21 protein-coding genes are annotated in these 21,306 nt (G+C 42.9%); 3 read left to right on the forward strand and 18 right to left on the reverse strand.

Annotation, left to right across the window (positions count from 1 at the left end):
• Window positions 1-17: 17 nt before the first annotated feature.
• From prmA to gpr, 10 genes are all read right to left on the reverse strand, one after another.
• Window positions 18-959 (reverse strand): 50S ribosomal protein L11 methyltransferase, encoded by a 942-nt coding sequence (prmA, locus tag ACOJQI_RS16725; RefSeq protein WP_421379960.1) that lies wholly within the window; start codon window positions 957-959, stop codon window positions 18-20.
• Between the two features lie 23 nt (window positions 960-982).
• Window positions 983-2,107 (reverse strand): molecular chaperone DnaJ, encoded by a 1,125-nt coding sequence (gene dnaJ, locus ACOJQI_RS16730; RefSeq protein WP_421385495.1) that lies wholly within the window; start codon window positions 2,105-2,107, stop codon window positions 983-985.
• A gap of 343 nt (window positions 2,108-2,450) precedes the next feature.
• Window positions 2,451-4,277 carry a molecular chaperone DnaK gene (dnaK, locus tag ACOJQI_RS16735; RefSeq protein WP_421379962.1) on the reverse strand — a complete coding sequence of 609 codons (1,827 nt, stop codon included), beginning with the start codon at window positions 4,275-4,277 and terminating at the stop codon, window positions 2,451-2,453.
• A 32-nt stretch (window positions 4,278-4,309) separates the two neighbouring features.
• A complete protein-coding gene (gene grpE, locus ACOJQI_RS16740) occupies window positions 4,310-4,906 on the reverse strand; it encodes a nucleotide exchange factor GrpE (protein ID WP_421379964.1) in 597 nt (198 codons plus the stop codon).
• A 139-nt stretch (window positions 4,907-5,045) separates the two neighbouring features.
• Window positions 5,046-6,074 (reverse strand): heat-inducible transcriptional repressor HrcA, encoded by a 1,029-nt coding sequence (hrcA, locus tag ACOJQI_RS16745; protein WP_421379966.1) that lies wholly within the window; start codon window positions 6,072-6,074, stop codon window positions 5,046-5,048.
• A 142-nt stretch (window positions 6,075-6,216) separates the two neighbouring features.
• A complete protein-coding gene (gene hemW, locus ACOJQI_RS16750; protein ID WP_421379968.1) occupies window positions 6,217-7,359 on the reverse strand; it encodes a radical SAM family heme chaperone HemW in 1,143 nt (380 codons plus the stop codon).
• A gap of 93 nt (window positions 7,360-7,452) precedes the next feature.
• Window positions 7,453-9,288, reverse strand: coding sequence for a translation elongation factor 4 (gene lepA, locus ACOJQI_RS16755; RefSeq protein ID WP_421379970.1), 1,836 nt, complete (start codon window positions 9,286-9,288; stop codon window positions 7,453-7,455).
• A 231-nt stretch (window positions 9,289-9,519) separates the two neighbouring features.
• Entirely contained in the window at window positions 9,520-9,855 is a 336-nt protein-coding gene (locus ACOJQI_RS16760) for a YqxA family protein (protein ID WP_421379972.1), read from the reverse strand.
• Between the two features lie 39 nt (window positions 9,856-9,894).
• Window positions 9,895-11,100 carry a stage II sporulation protein P gene (gene spoIIP, locus ACOJQI_RS16765; RefSeq protein WP_421379974.1) on the reverse strand — a complete coding sequence of 402 codons (1,206 nt, stop codon included), beginning with the start codon at window positions 11,098-11,100 and terminating at the stop codon, window positions 9,895-9,897.
• Window positions 11,101-11,264: 164 nt separating this feature from the next.
• Window positions 11,265-12,395 (reverse strand): GPR endopeptidase, encoded by a 1,131-nt coding sequence (gpr, locus tag ACOJQI_RS16770; RefSeq protein WP_421379976.1) that lies wholly within the window; start codon window positions 12,393-12,395, stop codon window positions 11,265-11,267.
• 202 nt (window positions 12,396-12,597) lie between these two features.
• Between gpr and rpsT the strand changes: the two genes are divergently transcribed.
• Window positions 12,598-12,849 (forward strand): 30S ribosomal protein S20, encoded by a 252-nt coding sequence (gene rpsT, locus ACOJQI_RS16775; RefSeq protein WP_421379978.1) that lies wholly within the window; start codon window positions 12,598-12,600, stop codon window positions 12,847-12,849.
• 51 nt (window positions 12,850-12,900) lie between these two features.
• Here rpsT and holA read toward each other — a convergent pair whose 3' ends face one another.
• Window positions 12,901-13,938, reverse strand: coding sequence for a DNA polymerase III subunit delta (gene holA, locus ACOJQI_RS16780; protein WP_421379980.1), 1,038 nt, complete (start codon window positions 13,936-13,938; stop codon window positions 12,901-12,903).
• A gap of 293 nt (window positions 13,939-14,231) precedes the next feature.
• Here holA and ACOJQI_RS16785 point away from each other — a divergent pair, with 293 nt between their 5' ends.
• Window positions 14,232-14,366 (forward strand): YqzM family protein, encoded by a 135-nt coding sequence (locus ACOJQI_RS16785; RefSeq protein ID WP_119545486.1) that lies wholly within the window; start codon window positions 14,232-14,234, stop codon window positions 14,364-14,366.
• Between the two features lie 61 nt (window positions 14,367-14,427).
• On the opposite strand, the gene ACOJQI_RS16790 is transcribed toward ACOJQI_RS16785, so the two are convergent.
• From ACOJQI_RS16790 to ACOJQI_RS16800, 3 genes are all read right to left on the reverse strand, one after another.
• Complete coding sequence (locus tag ACOJQI_RS16790; protein ID WP_421379982.1) at window positions 14,428-16,725, reverse strand: DNA internalization-related competence protein ComEC/Rec2; 2,298 nt, start codon at window positions 16,723-16,725, stop codon at window positions 14,428-14,430.
• The gene (locus tag ACOJQI_RS16795; RefSeq protein WP_421379984.1) at window positions 16,722-17,285 is read right to left on the reverse strand and encodes a ComE operon protein 2; all 564 of its coding nucleotides are present in this window, start codon (window positions 17,283-17,285) and stop codon (window positions 16,722-16,724) included. Before ACOJQI_RS16795 ends, ACOJQI_RS16790 begins: the two co-directional genes overlap by 4 nt.
• Before the next feature lie 91 nt (window positions 17,286-17,376).
• Window positions 17,377-17,979, reverse strand: a complete 603-nt coding sequence (locus ACOJQI_RS16800; RefSeq protein WP_421379986.1) for a helix-hairpin-helix domain-containing protein — start codon at window positions 17,977-17,979, stop codon at window positions 17,377-17,379.
• 121 nt (window positions 17,980-18,100) lie between these two features.
• On the opposite strand from ACOJQI_RS16800, the gene comER reads away from it, so the two are divergent.
• The gene (comER, locus tag ACOJQI_RS16805; protein WP_421379989.1) at window positions 18,101-18,925 is read left to right on the forward strand and encodes a late competence protein ComER; all 825 of its coding nucleotides are present in this window, start codon (window positions 18,101-18,103) and stop codon (window positions 18,923-18,925) included.
• A 140-nt stretch (window positions 18,926-19,065) separates the two neighbouring features.
• On the opposite strand, the gene ACOJQI_RS16810 is transcribed toward comER, so the two are convergent.
• From ACOJQI_RS16810 to ACOJQI_RS16825, 4 genes are read right to left on the reverse strand one after another with little or no spacing between them, the layout of a single operon-like run.
• Window positions 19,066-19,812, reverse strand: coding sequence for a class I SAM-dependent DNA methyltransferase (locus tag ACOJQI_RS16810; RefSeq protein WP_421379991.1), 747 nt, complete (start codon window positions 19,810-19,812; stop codon window positions 19,066-19,068).
• A complete protein-coding gene (gene rsfS / locus ACOJQI_RS16815; RefSeq protein WP_421385496.1) occupies window positions 19,809-20,165 on the reverse strand; it encodes a ribosome silencing factor in 357 nt (118 codons plus the stop codon). Before rsfS ends, ACOJQI_RS16810 begins: the two co-directional genes overlap by 4 nt.
• A 4-nt stretch (window positions 20,166-20,169) precedes the next feature.
• Window positions 20,170-20,736, reverse strand: a complete 567-nt coding sequence (yqeK, locus tag ACOJQI_RS16820) for a bis(5'-nucleosyl)-tetraphosphatase (symmetrical) YqeK (protein ID WP_421379994.1) — start codon at window positions 20,734-20,736, stop codon at window positions 20,170-20,172.
• Entirely contained in the window at window positions 20,723-21,298 is a 576-nt protein-coding gene (locus ACOJQI_RS16825; protein WP_421379996.1) for a nicotinate-nucleotide adenylyltransferase, read from the reverse strand. Before ACOJQI_RS16825 ends, yqeK begins: the two co-directional genes overlap by 14 nt.
• Window positions 21,299-21,306: the final 8 nt, after the last annotated feature.

Consider the following 21,306-nt stretch of genomic DNA (forward strand, 5'->3'; position numbering starts at 1 on the left):
CACCCTTCATAAGACAGTTATTCAGGTTTCTTTGCTATGATGGCAACCCAGTCTTCCATCAAGATAACTTCTTCCACTTCAAAACCTGCTTCCATGACAGCTGACTTAACTAAGTCTTTTTTCTGCCCGATAATCCCGGAAGTGATGAAATAGCCTCCAGGTTTCACAATTCTTGCCGCATCATCTGTAAATCTTAAGATGACTTCAGCCAATATGTTGGCGACAACGACATCTGCCCCTTCCGATACACCATCCAAAAGATTGTTTTGACTGACAGCGACTCGATTGTGGACTTTATTCAGCTTCGTATTCAATCTTGCAGAATTGACAGCCACCTCATCAAGATCGTAAGCTTCGACTTTCTCAGCCTGAAGCATGGCTGAAGCAATACTAAGGACACCGGATCCTGTACCGACATCAATTACATGATCGCCTGGCTTGACGGTTCTTTCCAATGCCTGGATGCACATCACCGTTGTTGGATGGGTGCCTGTCCCAAAAGCCATTCCTGGGTCCAGCTCTATAATCAGTTCATCGCTGTTTACAGGCTCATACTGTTCCCACGTAGGGACAATGGTGAACTTTTCTGAGATTTTGACAGGGTTATAATATTTCTTCCAGGCAGTTGCCCACTCTTCTTCATTCACTTCTGAAATCTCAACTTTATTTCTTCCGATATCGATATTGTATTTCACTAGATTTTCAATTGCTTGTTTGATTTCATCTACCGTTTCGCCAAGAAAACTGTTGACCGGCAGATACGCCTTAACAATGACTCCCTCTTCAGGAAAGTCATCAGGATTGAGTTGGTAGATCTCTCCAAATATGTCTTCACGCTCTTTCTCCAATTCAAATGGATCTTCAATCACTACTCCGCTTGCTCCTGCTTCATGAAGAATATTTGAAATTGGCTCAATTGCTTCATTCGTTGTGTGTATGCTGATTTCTGACCATTTCATCGATCTACCAACTCCGTTCCCGTTTATTCACCCTTAAAGGCGCGTTTTACTTTATCAAAAAAGCTTTCATGCTGTTCATCTGGTACCTGGCCTGTAATATCGGCAAATTCACGAAGCAGTTCTTTCTGCTTATCCGTAAGTTTGGTCGGTGTTACCACTTTCACGCGGATGTGCTGGTCACCAGTACCATACCCTCTTACGTTTGGTACACCTTTACCACGCAGCCTGAACTTTGTCCCTGTTTGCGTGCCTGCAGGAACTTTCAGTTTCACTTTTCCGTGCAGTGTAGGTACCTCAATTTCATCACCCAATGCTGACTGAACGAAAGTAATCGGCATTTCACAATAAATATCATCGCCGTCACGTTCAAAGAATTCATGAGGTCTCACATGGAATACAACGTATAGGTCTCCCGGAGGTCCTCCGTTCACACCCGGTTCTCCCTGTCCTGAGACTCTAAGCTGCTGGCCTTCATCAATTCCTGCCGGGATCTTCACATGGATTTTGCGGCGCTTCTGTACTTTTCCATTGCCTCCGCAAGTATTACATTTTTCTTTGATGAATTTACCAGTTCCATGACAGTGATGACAGACTCTGCGGTTGACAATACGGCCAAACGGCGTGTTCTGCTCTACATTCAGCTGGCCGGTTCCCTGACAGTGTTTACATGTTTCCGGTTTTGTTCCAGGCTTTGCACCGGTACCGTCGCATGTATCACATTCTTCCTCTTTCGGAATTTCAATATCCGTTTCTTTACCAAAGACAGCTTCTTCAAAAGTGACGCTCATTGTATATTGCAGGTCAGCACCGGCTCTCGGTGCGTTCGGATCACGTCTGCGGCCTCCGCCGCCTCCGAAGAAGGTATTGAAAATATCTTCAAAACCGCCGAAACCGCCGCCGAAGTCAGCTCCGCCGCCAAATCCCTGATTCGGATCCGTGTGTCCGAAACGATCATATTGCGCACGTTTCTGTTCATCGCTCAACACTTCATAGGCTTCACTGATCTCTGTAAATTTTTCGTTGGCGTCCGCTTCTTTATTAATATCAGGATGATATTTTTTTGAGAGTTTGCGGTATGCCTTTTTGATTTCGTCTTTTGAGGCGCCTTTCTCAACGCCGAGAACTTCATAATAGTCCCGTTTACTCATCAATACAACACTCCCGATTCCTTATGCATAAAGGTTATTTTAACATTAAAAGGGGGGCTCTCACAATATTATTTAAAAATTAGAGATGTTCCCCCTTTGTGTTCTGAACAAAGGAAGGTTGATTTCCGCTACAGGTGTGTGACTCCGCGGGGCGGGCGGTGAGCCTCCTCGGCTGCGCCTGCGGGGTCTCACCTGTCCCGCTAGTCCCGCAGGAGGTCACACCCCTTTCGCTTCAATCAACTCTGTCTTTTATTTAAAATTAAAATGCCTTACCAAAGAAAAAGCCAAAGTCAAGATAGACCTGACTTTGACTTTCCATTGGCCGTTTCTATGAAGTTGAAAATTACTTGTCGTCTTTTACTTCTTCATACTCAGCATCAACAACATCGTCATCTCCGCCTGCTTGGCCTTCAGCTCCCTGAGCCTGCTGCTGAGCTTGTGCAGCTTGTTCATACAGCTTCATTGAAAGACCTTGAACGATTTCTTGAAGAGCATCTTTCTTTGTACGGATCTCTTCTAAATCATTCTTTTCGATAGCCGCTTTCAGTTCATCTTTAGCTTCTTCAGCTTTTTTCACTTCAGCTTCTTCTACTTTGTCTCCAAGATCTTTGATTGTTTTTTCAGTCGTAAAGATCAGCTGGTCAGCTTCATTGCGAAGTTCAACTTCTTCTTTACGTTGTTTATCTGCTTCTGCATTCTCTTCTGCTTCTTTAACCATACGGTCGATCTCGTCGTCAGAAAGGCCTGTTGAAGACTTGATTGTGATGTTTTGCTCTTTTCCAGTTCCAAGGTCTTTAGCAGAAACATTCACGATACCGTTTTTATCGATATCAAATTTAACTTCAATTTGCGGAACACCGCGTGGTGCCGGCGGAATATCGGACAATTGGAAACGTCCAAGTGTCTTGTTGTCCGCTGCCATTGGTCTTTCACCTTGAAGGATATGGATATCAACAGCATTCTGGTTATCTGCAGCAGTAGAGAATACTTGTGATTTCGATGTAGGGATTGTCGTATTACGCTCGATTAACTTCGTAGATACGCCTCCCATTGTTTCGATACCAAGTGATAATGGAGTTACGTCAAGTAGTACAACGTCTTTAACATCCCCTGTCAATACTCCACCTTGGATTGCAGCACCCATTGCTACAACTTCATCAGGGTTAACGCCTTTGTGAGGATCTTTTCCTACTTCTTTCTTGATTGCATCCTGAACAGCAGGGATACGAGTAGATCCACCAACAAGGATGACTTTATCAATTTCGCTTGCAGACAGGCCTGCATCTTTAAGCGCCTGGCGGGTAGGTCCCATAGTGCGCTCTACAAGGTCTGCAGAAAGCTCGTCGAATTTAGCACGGGTCATGTTTACTTCCAAGTGCAGCGGTCCGTTTTCACCAGCCGTGATGAATGGAAGTGAAATTTGTGTAGAAGTTACACCAGAAAGATCTTTTTTCGCTTTTTCAGCAGCATCTTTAAGGCGTTGAAGAGCCATTTTGTCTTTAGACAAGTCGATGCCGTTTTCTTTCTTGAACTGCTCTACAAGATAGTCGATGATTACTTGGTCAAAGTCATCTCCGCCAAGTCTGTTGTCACCGGCAGTAGAACGCACTTCGAATACGCCATCGCCAAGTTCAAGGATGGATACGTCAAAAGTACCGCCGCCAAGGTCATAAACAAGGATTGTCTGATCTTCTTCCATCTTATCAAGACCGTAAGAAAGTGCAGCAGCAGTAGGTTCGTTGATGATACGCTCTACTTCAAGGCCGGCAATTTTACCAGCATCTTTAGTAGCCTGGCGTTCTGCATCATTGAAATAAGCTGGTACTGTGATGACCGCTTTTTCAACTTTTTCCCCAAGATAATCTTCTGCATAAGATTTCAAGTGTTGAAGGATCATTGCAGATATTTCCTGTGGTGTGTATTCTTTGTCTTCAATCTTCTCTTTGTAGTCTGTTCCCATATGGCGCTTAATTGAAATAACTGTGTTTGGGTTTGTGATAGCCTGGCGTTTTGCCACTTCCCCTACCTGCAGTTCACCATTTTTGAATGCAACCACAGAAGGAGTTGTACGGTTACCTTCCGGATTTGGGATAACTTTAGGCTCTCCGCCTTCAAGGACTGCCACACATGAGTTTGTAGTCCCTAAGTCAATACCGATAATTTTGCTCATGAGAAAAACCTCCTTGTAATTTGTATGTAGTATTATTGATTTACTTTTACCATTGAAGGCCGGATTACGCGGTCCTTCAATTTATATCCTTTTTGGAACTCTTCAGTTACAATATTCGAACCGAAGTTTTCATCTTCACCCTGCATTACTGCTTGATGCAAGTGAGGGTCGAATTCGTGCCCGACTGTTTCAATAGGCTCAATGCCCTCTTTTTTCAGTGCTTCCACTAAGCTACGATAAACCATTTCCATTCCTTGAAGCAAGGATTTTGTCTGTTCGTTATCGGGCTCGATATTCAACGCACGCTCAAAGTTGTCGATTGCAGGAAGCAATTCAGTTACCAGGCTTTGAGCTTTATATTTTTCACTCGCCTCGCGATCCAAGTTCGCACGGCGGCGGAAATTATCAAAATCAGCACGCAATCGTAAGTAACGGCTTTCGGATTCATCCAACTTCGACTGCAAATCCAAGATTTGTGTTTCCTCCGGAGACTGCCCGCTTTCTTCACCCTCCTGATCTTCCAGGCTTTCAGCGAAGATTTCTTCTTCATTCCCTTCAGAGGTCTGTTCTTCTTGCTGATCATTTACTTCTTCTTCATGATCAACTTTGTTGTTCATTTCTTCTGCCATTCCTTTCACCTCCTTAAAAGTAGAGGGGGCTATCCCTCATCAGCAGCACCGCATTCACTGTAAGAGTTCTGTGACCAGGCTGTCCTGGCCACCAATGCCCTGCCGCCCTGATACCCTTTATTCAATATATCCACACGCCTCAGCTTTGATACAGCTTGGTCAAGGCTTTGGACATATCTTCACTTAAAAAGTTCAATAAGCTAATGACCCTGGAATATTCCATCCTTGTCGGCCCTAATATGGCAATGGAACCTACCTTTTCATCAGCAACCGAATAGGAAGCCGTAATCAGGCTGCAATTCTCCATCGCTGTCACATTATTTTCTTTGCCGATCTTGACATTGACACCATTAGGAAGGTGTTTAATCATGTCGTAAATACCTTCCTCCTGCTCAATCATGTTCAGCAGAAGGCGGACCTTTTGGATGTCGTTGAATTCCGGCTGGTTAAGCATATTAGTTTTTCCGCCAAAGAACAGTTTTTCGTTCACCGGCAAATCCATGGTATTCACCAGGGAATGCAGCATTAAATCATAATTCTCAATGTGCTGCTTAAGCAGCTGCGCAACCTCTTTGAATATCTTGTCATTCAAATCGGTCATCGGTACACCTGCCAATCGTTCATTCAGGATATTGACAAGCTTCTCCAAATCGCCGGAGTTAATAGCCTTCGGAATCGTGAACATGCGATTTTGCACATGTCCGGTGTCCGTAACGATTATAGCTACAGCTGTTTCCTGGTTGATAGGGATGATCTGTATTTTCTTGAGCTTGTTTTCTTTCACCTCTGGACCAAGAACAATCGCTGTATAATTGGTAAGTTCGGAAAGGATCTTAGCCGATCTTTCCACAACTTTTTCCATTTCATAAATCCGCTCGGCAAAAATGGACCGGATTGTTTTGACATCCTTCTTTTCAAGCTGTACAGGAGAAAGCAGATGGTCCACATAATACCTGTAGCCTTTTTCGGAAGGAATCCGTCCGGAAGAAGTATGGGGTTTTTCGATAAAACCGAACTCCTCCAAGTCTGCCATTTCATTCCTGATCGTTGCGGAACTGAAAGATATTTCTTCTTTTTTTGATAGGCTTCTTGAACCTACAGGTTGCGCAGACCGGATGAAATCATCAATGATTACTTGAAGTATAAGCAACTGTCGATCTGTTAACAACTTTTCATCACCTCTGTTAGCACTCTCGTTTACTGAGTGCTAAATCTAATAATAAATTATCAAATCATTTTCGAGATGTCAATTAGAACAAACCGTTTCTAGGGCAATTTATTGTGTAAAATTTACCATTCAGGGACTCATCTTATACAACACCCAGGAAGGCTTGGAATACTTCGTTGCCCAGGAACTTTCCTTTTTGGGTCAAACGGATGTTTGAATCCTCGACTGCCAGGAGTTCTTTTTGGGTCATTTCTTCTATGGCTTCTTTGAAGACTGTCAATGGGCTTTCACCGAATTTCTCAGTGAAGCGATTGATAGAAACTCCCTCAGTCTTTCGGAGCCCGAGGAACATTTCTTCTTCCATTTTTTCAGCGGTTGTCTGCTCATGATTTTCGATGACCGGCAGATTTCCTTCTTCCAGCGGCTGCATGTATTTCTTAAGCGGTCCGAAATTAGCATATCTGTTTCCCCGGGCATATCCATGAGCACCTGCACCGAATCCATAGTACTCCTCATTATTCCAATAAACGAGATTATGTTTGCTTTCATAGCCCTTTTTTGCAAAGTTGCTGATTTCATATTGATGAATCCCTGCCGCTTCCATTTCTCCCATCAGCACGCTGTACATATCAGCTTCTGCTTCTTGCGCCGGCAACGATAGTTTCCCTTTTCTCATCAAATTATAAAATACGGTTTTGGGTTCGATGATGAGCGAATAACTGGAGTAATGAGGAAGGTCAAACTCTAGTGCGGTTTTCAGAGTATGCTTAAAATCCTCAACCGTTTGTCCAGGAAGAGCATAAATCAAGTCAATACTGATATTTTCAAAACCAGCTTTTTTAGCAGCTTCAATGGATGTGTATACATCCTTGCTTCTGTGGTTGCGGCCGATTCTTTTAAGCAGTTCATCATTGAATGATTGCACACCGAAACTCAAACGGTTAACACCGTATTGATAGAGCACTTCCAGCTTGTCACTGGTTAGATCACCTGGATTCGCTTCAAATGTAAATTCGACCTCATCCCTTGAAAACGGAAGAATGTCATTGATATTCTGACAGAGCACTTCAAGCTGCGATGCATCCAGAGCTGTCGGGGTACCCCCTCCGACAAAGATGGTATTCAATTTGTCAGTCGGATATTTTTCAAGCTGAAGCTGCATTTCTTTTCTCAAGCTTGCCAGATATTCATCTACTGGCTGCCCCTTCATAAATACCTTGTTAAAATCACAATAATGGCAGATATGATGGCAAAACGGGATGTGTATATATGCTGAACGTATCATTTCCTTCACTACCTTCAATCAATCACGACAGAGAAAGGGGGGCCTGCTCCAAAAAGCAAATCCCCCCTCCTTATATCGAGATCATAATTTTAATTACTTCGAGCTGCTGTTGTCATCCATTTTCAACACAGCCATGAACGCTTCCTGCGGCACTTCCACCGAACCGACCTGCTTCATGCGCTTTTTACCTTCTTTCTGTTTCTCAAGAAGTTTACGCTTACGGGAAATATCTCCACCGTAACATTTGGCAAGTACGTTCTTTCTAATGGCTTTGATTGTTGAACGGGCAACGATTTTTTGGCCGATGGCAGCCTGGACTGGCACTTCGAATTGCTGTCTAGGAATTAGTTCCTTCAGCTTTTCGACGATGACTTTTCCTCTGTCATAAGCAAAGTCCCTGTGAACGATGAAGCTCAAGGCATCTACCTGTTCAGCGTTCAAGAGGATATCCATCTTTACAAGTTTCGATTCTTTGTATCCGATCAGTTCGTAATCAAATGAAGCATAGCCTTTTGTGCTGGACTTCAATTGGTCGAAGAAATCATAGACAATTTCAGCCAAAGGAATTTCGTATACGATGTTCACACGTGTTTCATCCATGTATTGCATATCGATGAAGTTGCCCCGTTTCCCTTGGCAAAGTTCCATAACAGCGCCCACGTAATCGTTCGGCACCATCATCGTTGCTTTTACGTATGGTTCCTCTACTCTGTCCACTTTCTGCGGATCCGGCATCATGGAAGGATTATCTACCTTCACTTCCTCACCATCAGTCAAATGAACGTTGTAGATAACACTTGGTGCTGTCGTAATTAAGTCGATTTTGAATTCGCGCTCGATACGTTCCTGGATGATTTCCATGTGAAGGAGTCCAAGGAATCCGCATCTGAAGCCGAAACCAAGAGCCTGTGATGTTTCCGGCTCATATTGTAATGCAGAGTCATTCAGTTCAAGTCTCTCCAGCGCCTCACGCAAATCATTGTATTTTGCCGAATCGATTGGATACAGTCCGCAATATACCATCGGGTTTAGCCTTCTGTAACCAGGCAGAGGGGTTTCAGCCGGTTTCTTCGCACTGGTGATTGTGTCACCAACGCGTGTATCTCCGACATTTTTAATGGCAGCTGTGAGATAGCCTACGTCACCAACAGTCAGCTCATCACAAGAAGTGGCTTTCGGTGTGAAGACACCAACGTCATTCACCTCGAACTCTTTCCCTGTAGCCATCATTTTTATTTTATCCCCGACTTTAACGGTGCCTTCAACGACTCTGATATAAGCTACAACACCACGGTAGGCATCATACAATGAGTCAAAGATCAGAGCTTTCAGAGGAGCTTCAGGATCTCCCTGTGGTGCAGGGACTTTTTCCACGATTTGTTCAAGGATATCTTCAATACCGATTCCCGCTTTTGCAGATGCCAGAACAGCATCAGAAGCATCAAGGCCGATGACATCTTCCACTTCCTGACGCACTCTTTCAGGATCTGCTGCAGGCAAATCGATTTTGTTGATTACTGGAAGGATTTCAAGGTCATTGTCCAATGCCAAATAAACATTAGCCAATGTTTGCGCTTCAATTCCTTGAGCTGCATCCACAACCAGGACAGCCCCTTCGCAGGCAGCCAGACTTCTGGACACCTCATAAGTGAAGTCGACGTGGCCAGGTGTATCAATCAAATGGAAGATATACGTTTCTCCATCTTTTGCTTGATATTTTAATTGCACAGAGTTCAGCTTGATGGTGATTCCGCGTTCCCTTTCGAGGTCCATTGAATCAAGCAGCTGCTCTTTCATTTCTCTGGCAGTCAATGCTTTTGTCTTTTCAAGAATTCTATCTGCCAAAGTAGATTTTCCATGATCTATGTGAGCAATGATAGAAAAGTTACGTATTTTCTCTTGTCGTTTTAATTTTTCTTCACGGTTCATTACTTTCAACTCCTGTTAATCGACGCATGTACACTATTTTGAATTATATCAGTACAAATAGCAATATTCAATCATAACCATAGCGCGGCGGTTTGCTTAATATTGGGTTCCCTCGCTGATGTTATTATAGTATATGCTCTCAGCTTGATTCCTCCCTGGGTTTTCTCATGCAGAAGAATATCGAATACCTGATTATAACAACAAAAAGAACGCCCGTAAGCGTCCTTTTCCTCAAAGTAAAGAAGAAACGAATTCAACTGTTTTTTCAGCCAGCCCTTTCATAATCCCGGCAACTGACTTCCCTATTTCTGAAAAGAAATTAAAGCTTTTCATTTCCTCAAGCTTTTTTTTCTTCTCGGATATGGAGGCACTCCCTACTTCCTGTCCCAGCAGGGATGCTTCAATATTCCCCGTCTCATCTTCGGATATTGTCAAAGGAGTCCCGAACCCTTCGTCATCATACCCCTTCATATCCTTGATTCCATCGTTAGCTTTTTGCATACCGATGAGAACACCGACGAATAATATTGAAACTAACAATATGCTCTTCAACATGAATCGTTTCATCTTACCCATCCTCTACATAAGTGATGTTTATTCCCCTGATTACTGACTCGATGCAGGTGCCGAGATGACATGGCCTACTTTGTCGGCCTGCCAATAATACTCAGCAAACACGTCGGCCAAAGCTGCTGAAGACCTGTTTAGTTCTTCAAACGTATTGTCCACTCCGCCGAACTCCACCAAAAGCGAATTCCCTGTTAGGTCTTGATTGAATTTCCCGTTGGTGCCGCTGCCCTTTTTAACGAATACCCCACGGGAGATTCCTTTATATTTTTTCTCCAGCTGATTGTGGAGCTCTGTTGCGATTTTCAGATTTTTCTCGTAGTTAGGGTGCTCAGCGCCAACAACGAATGCGAGTTTTGCATACGGATTACCATTGATAGTGGCAGTAGTGACATCTTTTCTCTGTGAGTCCCTATGAATATCGATGAGATAGATTAAGTCTTTATTTCCTGCCATAGCTGCTTGTGCGACCGGGCGGGATTCCTGGTACGCATACCAATAATCAAGGCCCTTTTTGTTTAGGTTGGCTACGATATCCGTTTTATCGATCATTGTTCCGATGCCGCGGCTTTCAAGCTCTTCTTTTAATTTATCTCCAACTTTTGTGACATTTATTTGCGAATGATGGGCACGATCCGGATTATTTTCATCTTTTAGATAGGGTAAGTAAGATTCCCTTGTATGCGTAAAGTATAAGTAAACGGTTTTCTTATCCCCTGTCGTCAACCCGGAAGTATTAGGATTGTCTTTGGATGACGAATCATCAATCTTATCTGTATTCTGAGTCTGGGCTTCATTATCCGGATTAAGGGCATCTGAAGGCGGGACTGACTCGTAAGGCATGTTGGTGAAGTCAGTTCCTTCGCCAGCTACCAGAATCTCTCCGTCAAATATGGAAAATCCCGGAAGTTCCCTGCCTAAAAAGCTTCGCGGATCTTTAAAACTGATATTGGTCGCCATCCTGAAGACGAGATTGGACACAGAAGGCAATTCTTCTTCCTCTGGACTGGCTGCCTTGAAGGCCCGGTTTTCCATTGTAAAAAGGTTATATAGCATCGCCCCTGAAACATGTTCCGTTGCGTGATTTACTGAACTTGAAGTAATCCGGTATTCAGGTTTAAGTGATGTGAGTATGCCAGACAAAGAAAAAATCGAGAGAAGGCCAAAAACAAACGCCAGGATTCCCTTAACAATTGTGGATAGATTGACTGCTACTACATAATTGGACGACTTATACGACTTCATTTTTCCACCCTTCCTTCTCAACTCTAGTACAAAATATGATAGAGATAGAGAAAGTAGAACAGGAAAATAGACCGGGATTCTTTCAATAGGAGAGACCAGCCTTCAGGAGGATTAAACTCAAACAAAAAAGCACAAGCCATGTAGGCTTGCACTTTCTAAAAGAATTAATGTGTCTTGAATCCTGCATCTCCCTGGTCGACTGCACTATGAAGCGCGGCATTCAATCCGTTAGAAATGAGGTTGGCCATATCATCTATAAAAACATCCACTTCTTTAGGGGTGACCATCAGGTTGTGTCCGATTGGGGCAAGCACCTCATGTATCAGTTTTCTTTTCTCCTGGTCCTCAAGCGTGCCGACGATTCCGAGGAACGTTTTCCGGTGATGCTCCTCCGGGAGATCCTCTTCAGTGAGCTTTCTCCTCTCACCGAATGTCATGCCGGCTGGAGCAAGAGAACGGGAAGGCTTGTCTCCTTCTCTTAGCTCTTTACCGAAATGTTTAAGAAGAAAGTCAACTGTGTCGCTTGCAATGGTTACCGCATCGACGACAGTCGGGATTCCTATCGCAATGACCGGAACTCCCAATGTCTCTTCGTCCAACCCTTTTCGTTTGTTGCCTACACCCGATCCCGGATGGATGCCCGTATCTGAAATTTGAATGGTAGAGTTGACCCTTTCGATAGAGCGGGAAGCCAGTGCATCAACGGCAATGATGAAATCCGGCTTGGATTTTTCAACAACTCCGAAGATGATATCACTTGTTTCAATACCAGTTATCCCCATGACTCCTGGCGCAAGAGCTGATACTGGACGATAGCCCTCTTCAACGGATTCAGGCTGCAGTTCAAACAGATGGCGTGTGACAATCAGATTTTCACAAACCAACGGCCCGAGTGCATCCGGTGTTACATTCCAGTTTCCGAGACCGACAATCAGGCAGCTCGCATCTGGACTTATTCCTTTTTCCTTCAAAAAACTACTGAATTCCTGAGCGAATACTTCTTCTACTTTTTGCTGAAGGTCTGCCTGGCTCTGCCTGATGCCATGTGCTTCAAGAGTCAGATAGTTTCCGGCTTTTTTTCCAAGCAGTTCTTCGCCCTCTTCAGTGATTTTTACATGGGAAATGGTGATACCGTCCACTTCCCTTTCATTGACAATTACGCCTTTGAGCTCCGATACTTCTTCAGCTTTCTTGGCGTCTTTACTTTTTTCAGCCAGGACCATCTCCCTTGCCTCCACAGCAAGGTCGGTCCTGATCGAATATTTGCTTAGATCGACTGTTTCTTTTTCTTCCATTTTAGACAGCCCCTTTAGATTTACTTCATTGTCCTTAGCTTTGCCTTTACAAAAACTTTCATGCACTCTATATCTTTTTCAGCTACAGAGTATTGCAATATAAAACTTGATTTGATAAAATATCATTTGTTCTGATTAATTTTAGGAATTGTAAAAATCGAGTTAAATATAATTCTCGATCGCTTTGTAGGAGGTGACAGGAATGCCAAATATCAAATCTGCTATCAAACGCGTAAAAACGAGCGAAGCAAGAAATGCACAGAACGCTACTGTAAAATCAGCTATGCGTACTGCAGTGAAAAAAGCTGAAGCAGCTGCTGAAAACAACGATGACAACGCTAAAGCATTAGTTTCTGAAGCAGTTAAGCATTTAGATAAAGCAGCACAAAAAGGTCTTATCCAAAAGAACGCTGCTGATCGTTCAAAATCACGCTTAATGAAAAAAGTAAACTAATTGTTTCTTTTAAAAAACGATCTCTCAACCGAGAGATCGTTTTTTATTTCTTTATCTTGAGTTACTTAGAGATTGCTCATGCAGTTTAAACAGGAACAGTTCAATGATCATTTCTTTCTTCTGTCTTCCCGTCTTCATTTCGTAGTCCCCTTGGGAGAGCAGTTCAATAATCGTTGCTAACTGTTCATCTGTAAAATGCTTTGCCTGTCCTGCTGCCAATTTCACCCTGAAAGGATGAACGCGCAAAAAGCCGGCTATCTTTTGCTGGCCATATCCTCTTCTCGCTAATTCTTTTACTTGGTAGATCAGTCTGAACTGACCTGACAGAACCGCAAGTATCTTGATTGGCTCTTCATTTTGCTTCAGTAAATCATAATAAATCCTCAATGCCTCTTCCGTTTTACGCTGGACGACTTTTTCCACAAGAGCGAAGATATTTTGTTCAAGTGACCGTGCTGTAAGGGATTCTACTACTGATTCATCGATTCTGCTTGTGTCACTCACATATAAGGACAATTTATCGATTTCCTTTGTCAGCATCATCAAATTCGTTCCGGCAAGAGCCAGCAGCAAATCAATGGCCCCTTCATCAATCTGGACCATGTTGGCTGCCGTTCTTTCTCTTACCCATGTCCTTAATTCTTTTTCATTCAATTTTTTCGCTTCAAGGACCTCTGCCTGCTTTTTTAAAGCTTTTGTGATTTTCTTCCGTTCATCAAGCTTTTCATAGGGAGCAGAAATGACAAGAATCGTATAAGGAGAAGGGGATGATAAATACTGTTCAAACTTCTTGATATTATGTTCGACCTTCTCTTTTGTTTTTTCCGCGGTCAAAAATACGGGATTATGTAGAACGACGACACGCCTTTCTCCCATAAAAGGAAAAGTTTCAGCATCCTCTATTGCTGTCTCAACAGGCGTTTCTTCCAAGTCGTATGAAGAAAAATTAAAATCCATTTCTTCTTCCGATACAGCTTGTCCGACAATTTTTTGCTGCGTTTCATTTATCAAAAAGGATTCTTTTCCATATAATAAATATATGCTGGCAAATTGTTTGCTTTCGATTTTTTTCCATATATCAATAACCAAGATTGCACTCTCCATTTTTTTCAGATAACACTATGGTAAAAAAGCTTGGCGGTTTTGACAAGTGGAAAGGGGACGCCCAAGGATGGAGGACACCCCCTAAATCTATATTTAACGCCGATGAAAAAGACCTAGGACCCTTTTTGACCGGCGGTATCTCCCTTGTAGATATTAGTGTCACCCAAGAATGTGAACATATATGTGACAACTCTTGTCAGTAAAGGAAAATGTAAAGTGCAAGTATAGATTTTTTTATGGGAATCATCTATACTAAGATAGAAATAGGAGGGGTACTAATGAACGAATTCGAAAAAAATGTCCAATCGAAAAGAAATGATGCAGTGGATTCTGGCGTTGGTTTCATCGTATCTTTCGGTTTCTTTGCCATAATGTTCATCATGGCTGTAGTCATTAAGTACATAGGCGCTTAATGATAACATGAGTTCGCAAATCGCGGACTCTTTTTTTTCGTTCTGTCATTCGTAATATATCTTATGGAATAACAGTTCTAAACGTTCCTCTGCTGCCCAAAAATTTGTAATGGACCGCCCCCATCTCAGCTGTATTGTAAATTTTGATGCCCTTTTGCTTGAGCCTGTTAACAATTTCAGGGTCCGGATGTCCGTACCTGTTATTTTTCCCGGCAGATATCAGGGCTGTATCAGGATCCAGTTCAGTTAAGAACAAGTCACTCGTTGAGGTTATGCTCCCATGATGTCCTACCTTCAGCACATCAGCTTTCACCTTCCATCTTTCCATCAATTCCTTCTCCCCTCCCTCTTCTAAATCCCCGGTGAACAACCATCTTTTCCCTCCAAATTCTCCAAATAAGACAAGCGAATCATTGTTCCCTTCATAATGGTCATCAAAAGGATATAGAAAAAGGAAGTCTGCGTTATTAGTGCTCCACTTTTCGCCGGCACCAGTTTCCCTTACATCCACCTTCCTCTTTTCTGCTTTTTCTAATAAGCCTTGAAAGATATCGCTTTCTTGTGATCCCGGTGATATCAGGATTTCACCAATCTTGATTTCGTCAATTAATTCAAGGGCGGCACCTGCATGATCGAAATCACTATGGGTCAATATCAATTTATCGATTCTCCTTATTCCTTTACTTTTTAGTAAGGGTGAAAGCACATCGCTGCTAAGAGAGAACTCCTCACTTCTCTCTTGCCATTTCTCTTGAGGAAAACGGATAACCCCGCCAGTATCGATCATATACACTCCTTCATGGAAAGGAAGATCAATTATGATGCAGTCCCCCTGACCTACATCAGCTACGATCAACTCACCAAAGGGATTAAAAATAAAAGAAATCTTGTGCAGACTCAGAATTATGAATAAAGGGGCCAGGGCAGTCGGCCACTTGGCTTTCTCTGCCTTGGTAAAAAAGAAACCCACCGAAAGGATATAGAGGAATGCCAGCAGCAGCGGAGGCTTACCTGCTGTAAACGTTATGAAGGGGAGGCTGTTTAATCGGCCAGACAAATAATCAGCAAAGGTTACTGCCAATTGAATCAAAGGAAATAACAGGTCAGCGGCAGGAGGAAAAAACAACATGGCAAAGAAGGACAATAGAGAAAGGGGCAAAAGAATGACGGTAAAAAAAGGCACATACATTGAGTTGACTACAAAGCCTATCAAGGAGAATTCATAAAAATGCCAAAGGAGGGCCGGAATCGAACATATCTGGCACACCCCTGTCACCATAAAAATAAGCTTCCATTTCTGCTGAACAGCAGTAAGGATGCGATGAGAAGAAAGAATGAGGGAAAAACTAACAAGGAAGGATAATTGAAAGCCGATATTCTTCAGAGCAAAGGGGTCGAGGAACAAGTATAGGAGGAAGACCAGCGATACAGCATCAGCCGCCGATAATCTCAGCCGTACAAAGCCTGCCGCAATAACCGCCGCCATTATCCCCGCGGCTCTTATGACCGGCGGTGCCGCTCCCGTCAAAAGGACATATAACGGCAAAATGATCAGCAGCAAGATCTGCACATGTTCCCTCGCCAGTCCGATCCTTAATAAGAGGTAGTACAAAACGGCAAAGAGCATCCCGACATGAAGACCAGAAATGGCCAGGAGATGAATCACCCCAAGCCTTTGATAGGCTTCAAGGGTCTCTCCCTTGATTAAATCCCTATGTCCGAAAACCAATGCAGCAGCGATTCCTGCGGATTGTTCAGGGAAATGGGCTTGGATGGATTGAATTCCTTCCTCACGCCACCCCGCAAGCTTTTCAAATATAGATTTGTCTTTGTAGGAACACTGCCTTTCTTCCAGGCTGTCCACTTCTAAGAGCCAAAAGATATTTTTATCCAGAAGGTATTGGCGATAATCAAAGCTATACATGTTCCTTGCCTGTCCCGGTTCGAGCAGTTCTCCTGATACGTTGCATGTAAGCCCGGTATAGTGCCATTTTACCAACTTCTTTTTTTCATTTTCATCAGGAATTTTATATCTGAAGATGACTGCTTCACCCTGAATGGTTTCCGCTGTTCCCATTAAAAGGTCTCCATCGATCTGAGGGCGTTCCTTGAATACAACTGAAAAATCGGTTTGAAAGGGAGTCAGTACTGTTGCTTGCTTATCCATTTGAAAAAGAGACAGACAGAAAGATGCGGGCAGGAGGAGAAGCGCAATAAGGAGGGTTGTGCCGGGGAGTTGACGCACCAAGAGGATGAGAATAAAAACAGAAAGAAAAAATGCACCCCATTTGATGTGAAGTGCAAGTGAAGTCCCGGTAAGATATGAGAGGGCAAAATAAACAAATTGGTTTTTCTTCAAGTATGAACACCTTCATTAAAGATCGTCTCATACTGTTTTTTCAATTCGTCGAGTTCTTCTTCAGCCAGTCCAAGTTCCTTAAGTTTTACAAGCATCTCCCGACTCAAGTTTTTTTCTTCTTTTACTGCTGTTTCCTCAATCACTACCTGTTCAGTGTGTACACCAGCCTGTTCAAAAAGTTCGATTGCATACGGGTGATTTTTATAATTTTCAGCAAAGTATACTTTTTTTATGCCAGCCTGGATAATGGCTTTACAGCATTGCAGGCAGGGGAAGTGGGTTACATATATCTCTGCACCATCTGTTGGCACTCCAAACTTGCCACATTGGATGATTGCATTCATTTCAGCGTGGATGGTTCTTACACAATGATTATCAATTACGTAACAACCTTCATCTATGCAGTGAACTCCACCGGCTATCGAGCCATTATATCCCCCGGCAATGATTCGTTTATCCCTTACAATGGTAGCCCCCACCGTCAAGCGTGTACAGGTACTCCGTAGAGCAAGCAATTGGGACTGGGCCATAAAATAGTGATCCCATGATATACGTGTCATAAATTAAACTCCTTTGTTCATTGGCATTCTTCTTGAAATAATTTTAAATGAAAATGAAACATTGAGCAAAAGGAAAATTGATCATTCTTCTTTAGTCCACCGTAATATTTTCTTTGAGCCTTTCGAAAGTCGCCTCCCCAATGCCAGAAACTTCCTTCAGTTCTTCCACCGATTTAAACGGACCATTTTCAGTACGGTAATCTATAATCGCCTTGGCTTTGGCTGGTCCGATTCCCGGCAGGCCATCAAGATCCTCCTCAACTGCCTGATTGATATTCAGCAGCTTTTCCTCAGCCAGCTCTAAAGGAGCGGCCGCACTCTCTTCTCCTTCTAATGGAACATAGATGACCATTTCATCCGTTACTTTTTGGGCAAGGTTCACACTTTCTTCTTGTGCCTCTGTTGTAAAGCCCCCAGCCCTGATGATAAGGTCATTCACTCTCTCATTTTGGACAGATTTATAGATACCTGGCTTTCTCACCGCTCCTTTCACATCGACAAAAATGTCTTTATCTGGGGTTTCTTCTTCCTTTTCATCGACAGAAGAACTCTCCTGCGGAACAGAAGGCAGAAACGATTCTGATTTGGAATCAGACCCGCTGCTGTACTGATACAATAATGCGCATGCCGACACCAATAGAATAATGGCTGTAATGAACACTATTTTATATTTTTCCATGAGAGTCTGCAGCATTTGGATATCTCCTTTTCTTGGCATATTCAAATTTAACGAATCATAGAAATGATAAGAGAATGTCGAGCAATTGACGGTAAGATTCCTTTGATAAAAAGACGTGTGAGAAGGAGGGCAGCATATGAAGGTAGGAATAGTTGGAACAGGTAATATGGGCGGAATTCTAATGGAAGCACTTATTGAGTCAGGGGCAATTTCTCCTTCTGACCTCAATATCGTGAATCGCACAAGGGAAAAAGCTGAAAAGTTCCAGGAGAGATATCATGATATTTCGATATATAACGAGCAGGCAGACCTGATCAAGGATTCTGATGTGATTTTCATTTGTGTCAAACCTTTGGACATCTATGACCTTTTAAAAAGCAACCAACGCAGTTTCACTAAAGAAAAGTGCGTTGTGTCCATTACAAGCCCCATCAGTGTTGAGCAGGTTGAATCTCTTGCAGACTGTTCCTGCATGAGAATCATCCCAAGTATCACCAACCGGGCTCTAAGCGGTGTCTCCTTATTTTCTTTTGGTTCAAAATGTACAAAAGAATGGCAGGATATCATCTGGAAGCTTATGAGCACCATTTCCACGCCTGTCATCATCGATGAAAGTATTACCAGGGTCTCTTCGGATATTGTCAGCTGTGGACCTGCTTTCTTTACTTATTTGACGAGAAAATTCATACAAGGCGCTGTCAGCGAGACAGAAATCGATGAAAGCACTGCAACCGTCCTGGCTTCAGAAATGTTAATTGGCTTGGGGGAACTTTTGAAGAAAGAAATATACACTTTGGCGGCACTTCAGGAAAAGGTATGTGTAAAAGGCGGAATAACAGGTGAAGGAATCTCTGCAATGGAAGCACAAATCGGGGAACTTTTCCCTGAGTTGTTCAGGGCAACTCATAAGAAATTTGAAAAAGACCTTGCGGAAACAAGACACCAGTTTGGTCTGGACTAATCTATTACTTCTACACCTATCCGGTATTTCCTTTCAAAAAACAAAAAAAGTTTGAGGGTTTTGATCCTCAAACTTTTTTATTTGATGTATTAGAAAGTTTACACCAAAAAAGCCGCTTATTAAAAGCAGCTTTCAGGAACTCATTTCCTTTTACAAGAGAAAAAGATTCGTTCACTATTATCTGCAGGTTTTCCCTCAGTAAAGTCAGCCGTCACTTCCAGCACTTCAAAGCCTGCTTCATTCAGCCAGTTCTTTAGAGTGAGGACAGGAAAAGTCCGTTGATGATGAATTTCATCAATCCGTTCATACTGTCCTGTTTCATCGTCCCTCACAAAAAAGGTTAAGCCATGTTCAACACTGTTCGGTGATTCTCCAGGAAAGCAATCCCAAATATAGGCCACCTCATCATCATTATAAGTAAACGTTTCATTCAGGAAGATTTGTGACATCTTATAAATGGAGTGCACGTCGAATAAAAATAACCCTTGTTCACTAAGGTGTTCCCTTACTTTCTTAAAGGTATTGATTACTTTTTCTTCCGTACCCAGATAGTTTAATGAGTCACAAAAGATCGTAATAATATCAAATCGGCCCAGGCCCTCAAGTTCACTCATATCTTGTTGGAACAACGGCAGGTCCAGGCCTTCTTTTTCAGCTTTTTCCAGGGCCATGAATAACATATCCTCAGACAAATCAACGCCCGTTACAGAATACCCTCCCTTAACAAGCCGCAGGGAAAGCTCTCCTGTCCCGCATCCTATATCAAGAAGATCTTTTCCTTTTACAGAGTAGCGGTCAGCCTGATTCCCGACGAACTCCACCCAGGAATCATACGGGACATCCTTCATCAGGTAATCATAAATATAGGCGAACTGGTGATAACTCATTGCTCGATCTCGCTGCTGAGTTCAACAATCGGGGCATCCCCCCAAAGCCTTTCCAATTTATAATATCCTCTTTCTTCCCTATGGAATACATGAGCGACTACATCTCCCATATCCACAAGGACCCAGCGTGCTTCGTCAAAACCTTCCATGCGTTTTACATCATGTCCGTTTTCTTCCGCTTTTTCTTTCAGTTCACGGGCGATCGCCTGTACCTGTTTATCTGAATTACCATGGCAAATGATAAAGTAGTCAGCAATCAATGAGATGCCTTTCATATCAAGAGCAATAATATCTTCTGCTCTTTTGTCATCAGCTGCTTTATATGCTGTTTGAAGTAAGTCTTTACTGTTCATCATATCAACTCCTATTATTAAGAACTAAATCATTGAAAGTATGGAATGTATCCGGGAAAACAGCCTGATTCTTCTTCACGAGAAACATGATCGTGTTTCTGATGGAACTGATCAATGCCTGTTCAAGATTATGTTTTGCTAATTCCCTGACTTCATCCACACCGGGAAAATGCCTGCCAGGTTCAATATAGTCTGCAAGGTAAATGACTTTTTCCAATCCAGTCATTCCAGGCCTGCCCGAGGTGTGAAAGCGAATGGCGTCGAGGATATCCTCATCCTCAACACCCGCTTCCTTTTTTACAAGGTAAGCTCCGACCGGGGCATGCCACAATTCAGAATTGTAGGATAAAAGCCGTTCATCCATCCCTTGTGTTTCAATGATTTTTTTCATTTCTTCTTTCGGGCGGAACTTGGCATAATCATGGAAGATCGCTGCCATCTCAGCCTTATGTTTATCCACACCAAATCTTTCCGCAAGCTCGATAGCCGTTCCGACTACTCCAAGCGTATGTTGATAGCGGTGCTCTGTAATCTGTTCTTTTACAAGAGCGAGGGCCTTATCCCTTTCCATATAATTTCTCCTCTCTGATATAATCTGAAACCCTTTCAGGGACGAGGTAAGTCACAGTCCCGCCTGAAGCGATCCGGTCCCTTATCAAAGTCGAAGAGATTTCTATTTGGGGAATCTCGACCATTTTCACCTTATAAGGTGATTCCGCCTTATACCCCGGCCTATTTACACCAACGAATTGGATCAACTGTGAAAGCTCTTCGATTTTATGCCATTTGGGCAGGTATTCAATCATATCCCCGCCGATGATAAAATGAAATTCCTCATCCGGTTCTCTTTCAACCAGGAGTTGTACCGTTTCATAGGTGTAGGAAGGACCTTCTTTCTGAAGTTCGATCGGCTCCAATACAAAACCGGTATGGCCTTCTATTGCTTTTAGGACCATCTCTTTTCTCTGCTCACTCGTTGTATCCCCTTTTAATTGTTTGTGGGGCGGGGTTCCAGCAGGCATAAACCTGACTTCATCCAGGCCCAATTGGAATAGGACTTCATTTGCAATGATTAGGTGACCTAAATGAGGAGGGTTGAATGTCCCTCCTAAAATACCGACACGCTTTCCCATTTTGGACC

It is taken from the genome of Bacillus salacetis (assembly GCF_049177075.1).
Lineage (GTDB): Bacteria > Bacillota > Bacilli > Bacillales > Bacillaceae_B > Rossellomorea > Rossellomorea salacetis_A.

Bases quoted from the DNA above. Each gene is read 5' to 3' on its own strand.
- prmA (WP_421379960.1), bottom strand. From the start codon at position 959: ATGAAATGGTCAGAAATCAGCATACACACAACGAATGAAGCAATTGAG.
- dnaJ (WP_421385495.1), bottom strand. From the start codon at position 2,107: ATGAGTAAACGGGACTATTATGAAGTTCTCGGCGTTGAGAAAGGCGCC.
- dnaK (WP_421379962.1), bottom strand. From the start codon at position 4,277: ATGAGCAAAATTATCGGTATTGACTTAGGGACTACAAACTCATGTGTG.
- grpE (WP_421379964.1), bottom strand. From the start codon at position 4,906: ATGGCAGAAGAAATGAACAACAAAGTTGATCATGAAGAAGAAGTAAAT.
- hemW (WP_421379968.1), bottom strand. From the start codon at position 7,359: ATGATACGTTCAGCATATATACACATCCCGTTTTGCCATCATATCTGC.
- lepA (WP_421379970.1), bottom strand. From the start codon at position 9,288: ATGAACCGTGAAGAAAAATTAAAACGACAAGAGAAAATACGTAACTTT.
- ACOJQI_RS16760 (WP_421379972.1), bottom strand. From the start codon at position 9,855: ATGAAACGATTCATGTTGAAGAGCATATTGTTAGTTTCAATATTATTC.
- spoIIP (WP_421379974.1), bottom strand. From the start codon at position 11,100: ATGAAGTCGTATAAGTCGTCCAATTATGTAGTAGCAGTCAATCTATCC.
- gpr (WP_421379976.1), bottom strand. From the start codon at position 12,395: ATGGAAGAAAAAGAAACAGTCGATCTAAGCAAATATTCGATCAGGACC.
- rpsT (WP_421379978.1), top strand. From the start codon at position 12,598: ATGCCAAATATCAAATCTGCTATCAAACGCGTAAAAACGAGCGAAGCA.
- ACOJQI_RS16785 (WP_119545486.1), top strand. From the start codon at position 14,232: ATGAACGAATTCGAAAAAAATGTCCAATCGAAAAGAAATGATGCAGTG.
- ACOJQI_RS16795 (WP_421379984.1), bottom strand. From the start codon at position 17,285: ATGACACGTATATCATGGGATCACTATTTTATGGCCCAGTCCCAATTG.
- ACOJQI_RS16800 (WP_421379986.1), bottom strand. From the start codon at position 17,979: ATGCTGCAGACTCTCATGGAAAAATATAAAATAGTGTTCATTACAGCC.
- comER (WP_421379989.1), top strand. From the start codon at position 18,101: ATGAAGGTAGGAATAGTTGGAACAGGTAATATGGGCGGAATTCTAATG.
- ACOJQI_RS16810 (WP_421379991.1), bottom strand. From the start codon at position 19,812: ATGAGTTATCACCAGTTCGCCTATATTTATGATTACCTGATGAAGGAT.
- rsfS (WP_421385496.1), bottom strand. From the start codon at position 20,165: ATGAACAGTAAAGACTTACTTCAAACAGCATATAAAGCAGCTGATGAC.
- yqeK (WP_421379994.1), bottom strand. From the start codon at position 20,736: ATGGAAAGGGATAAGGCCCTCGCTCTTGTAAAAGAACAGATTACAGAG.
- ACOJQI_RS16825 (WP_421379996.1), bottom strand. From the start codon at position 21,298: ATGGGAAAGCGTGTCGGTATTTTAGGAGGGACATTCAACCCTCCTCAT.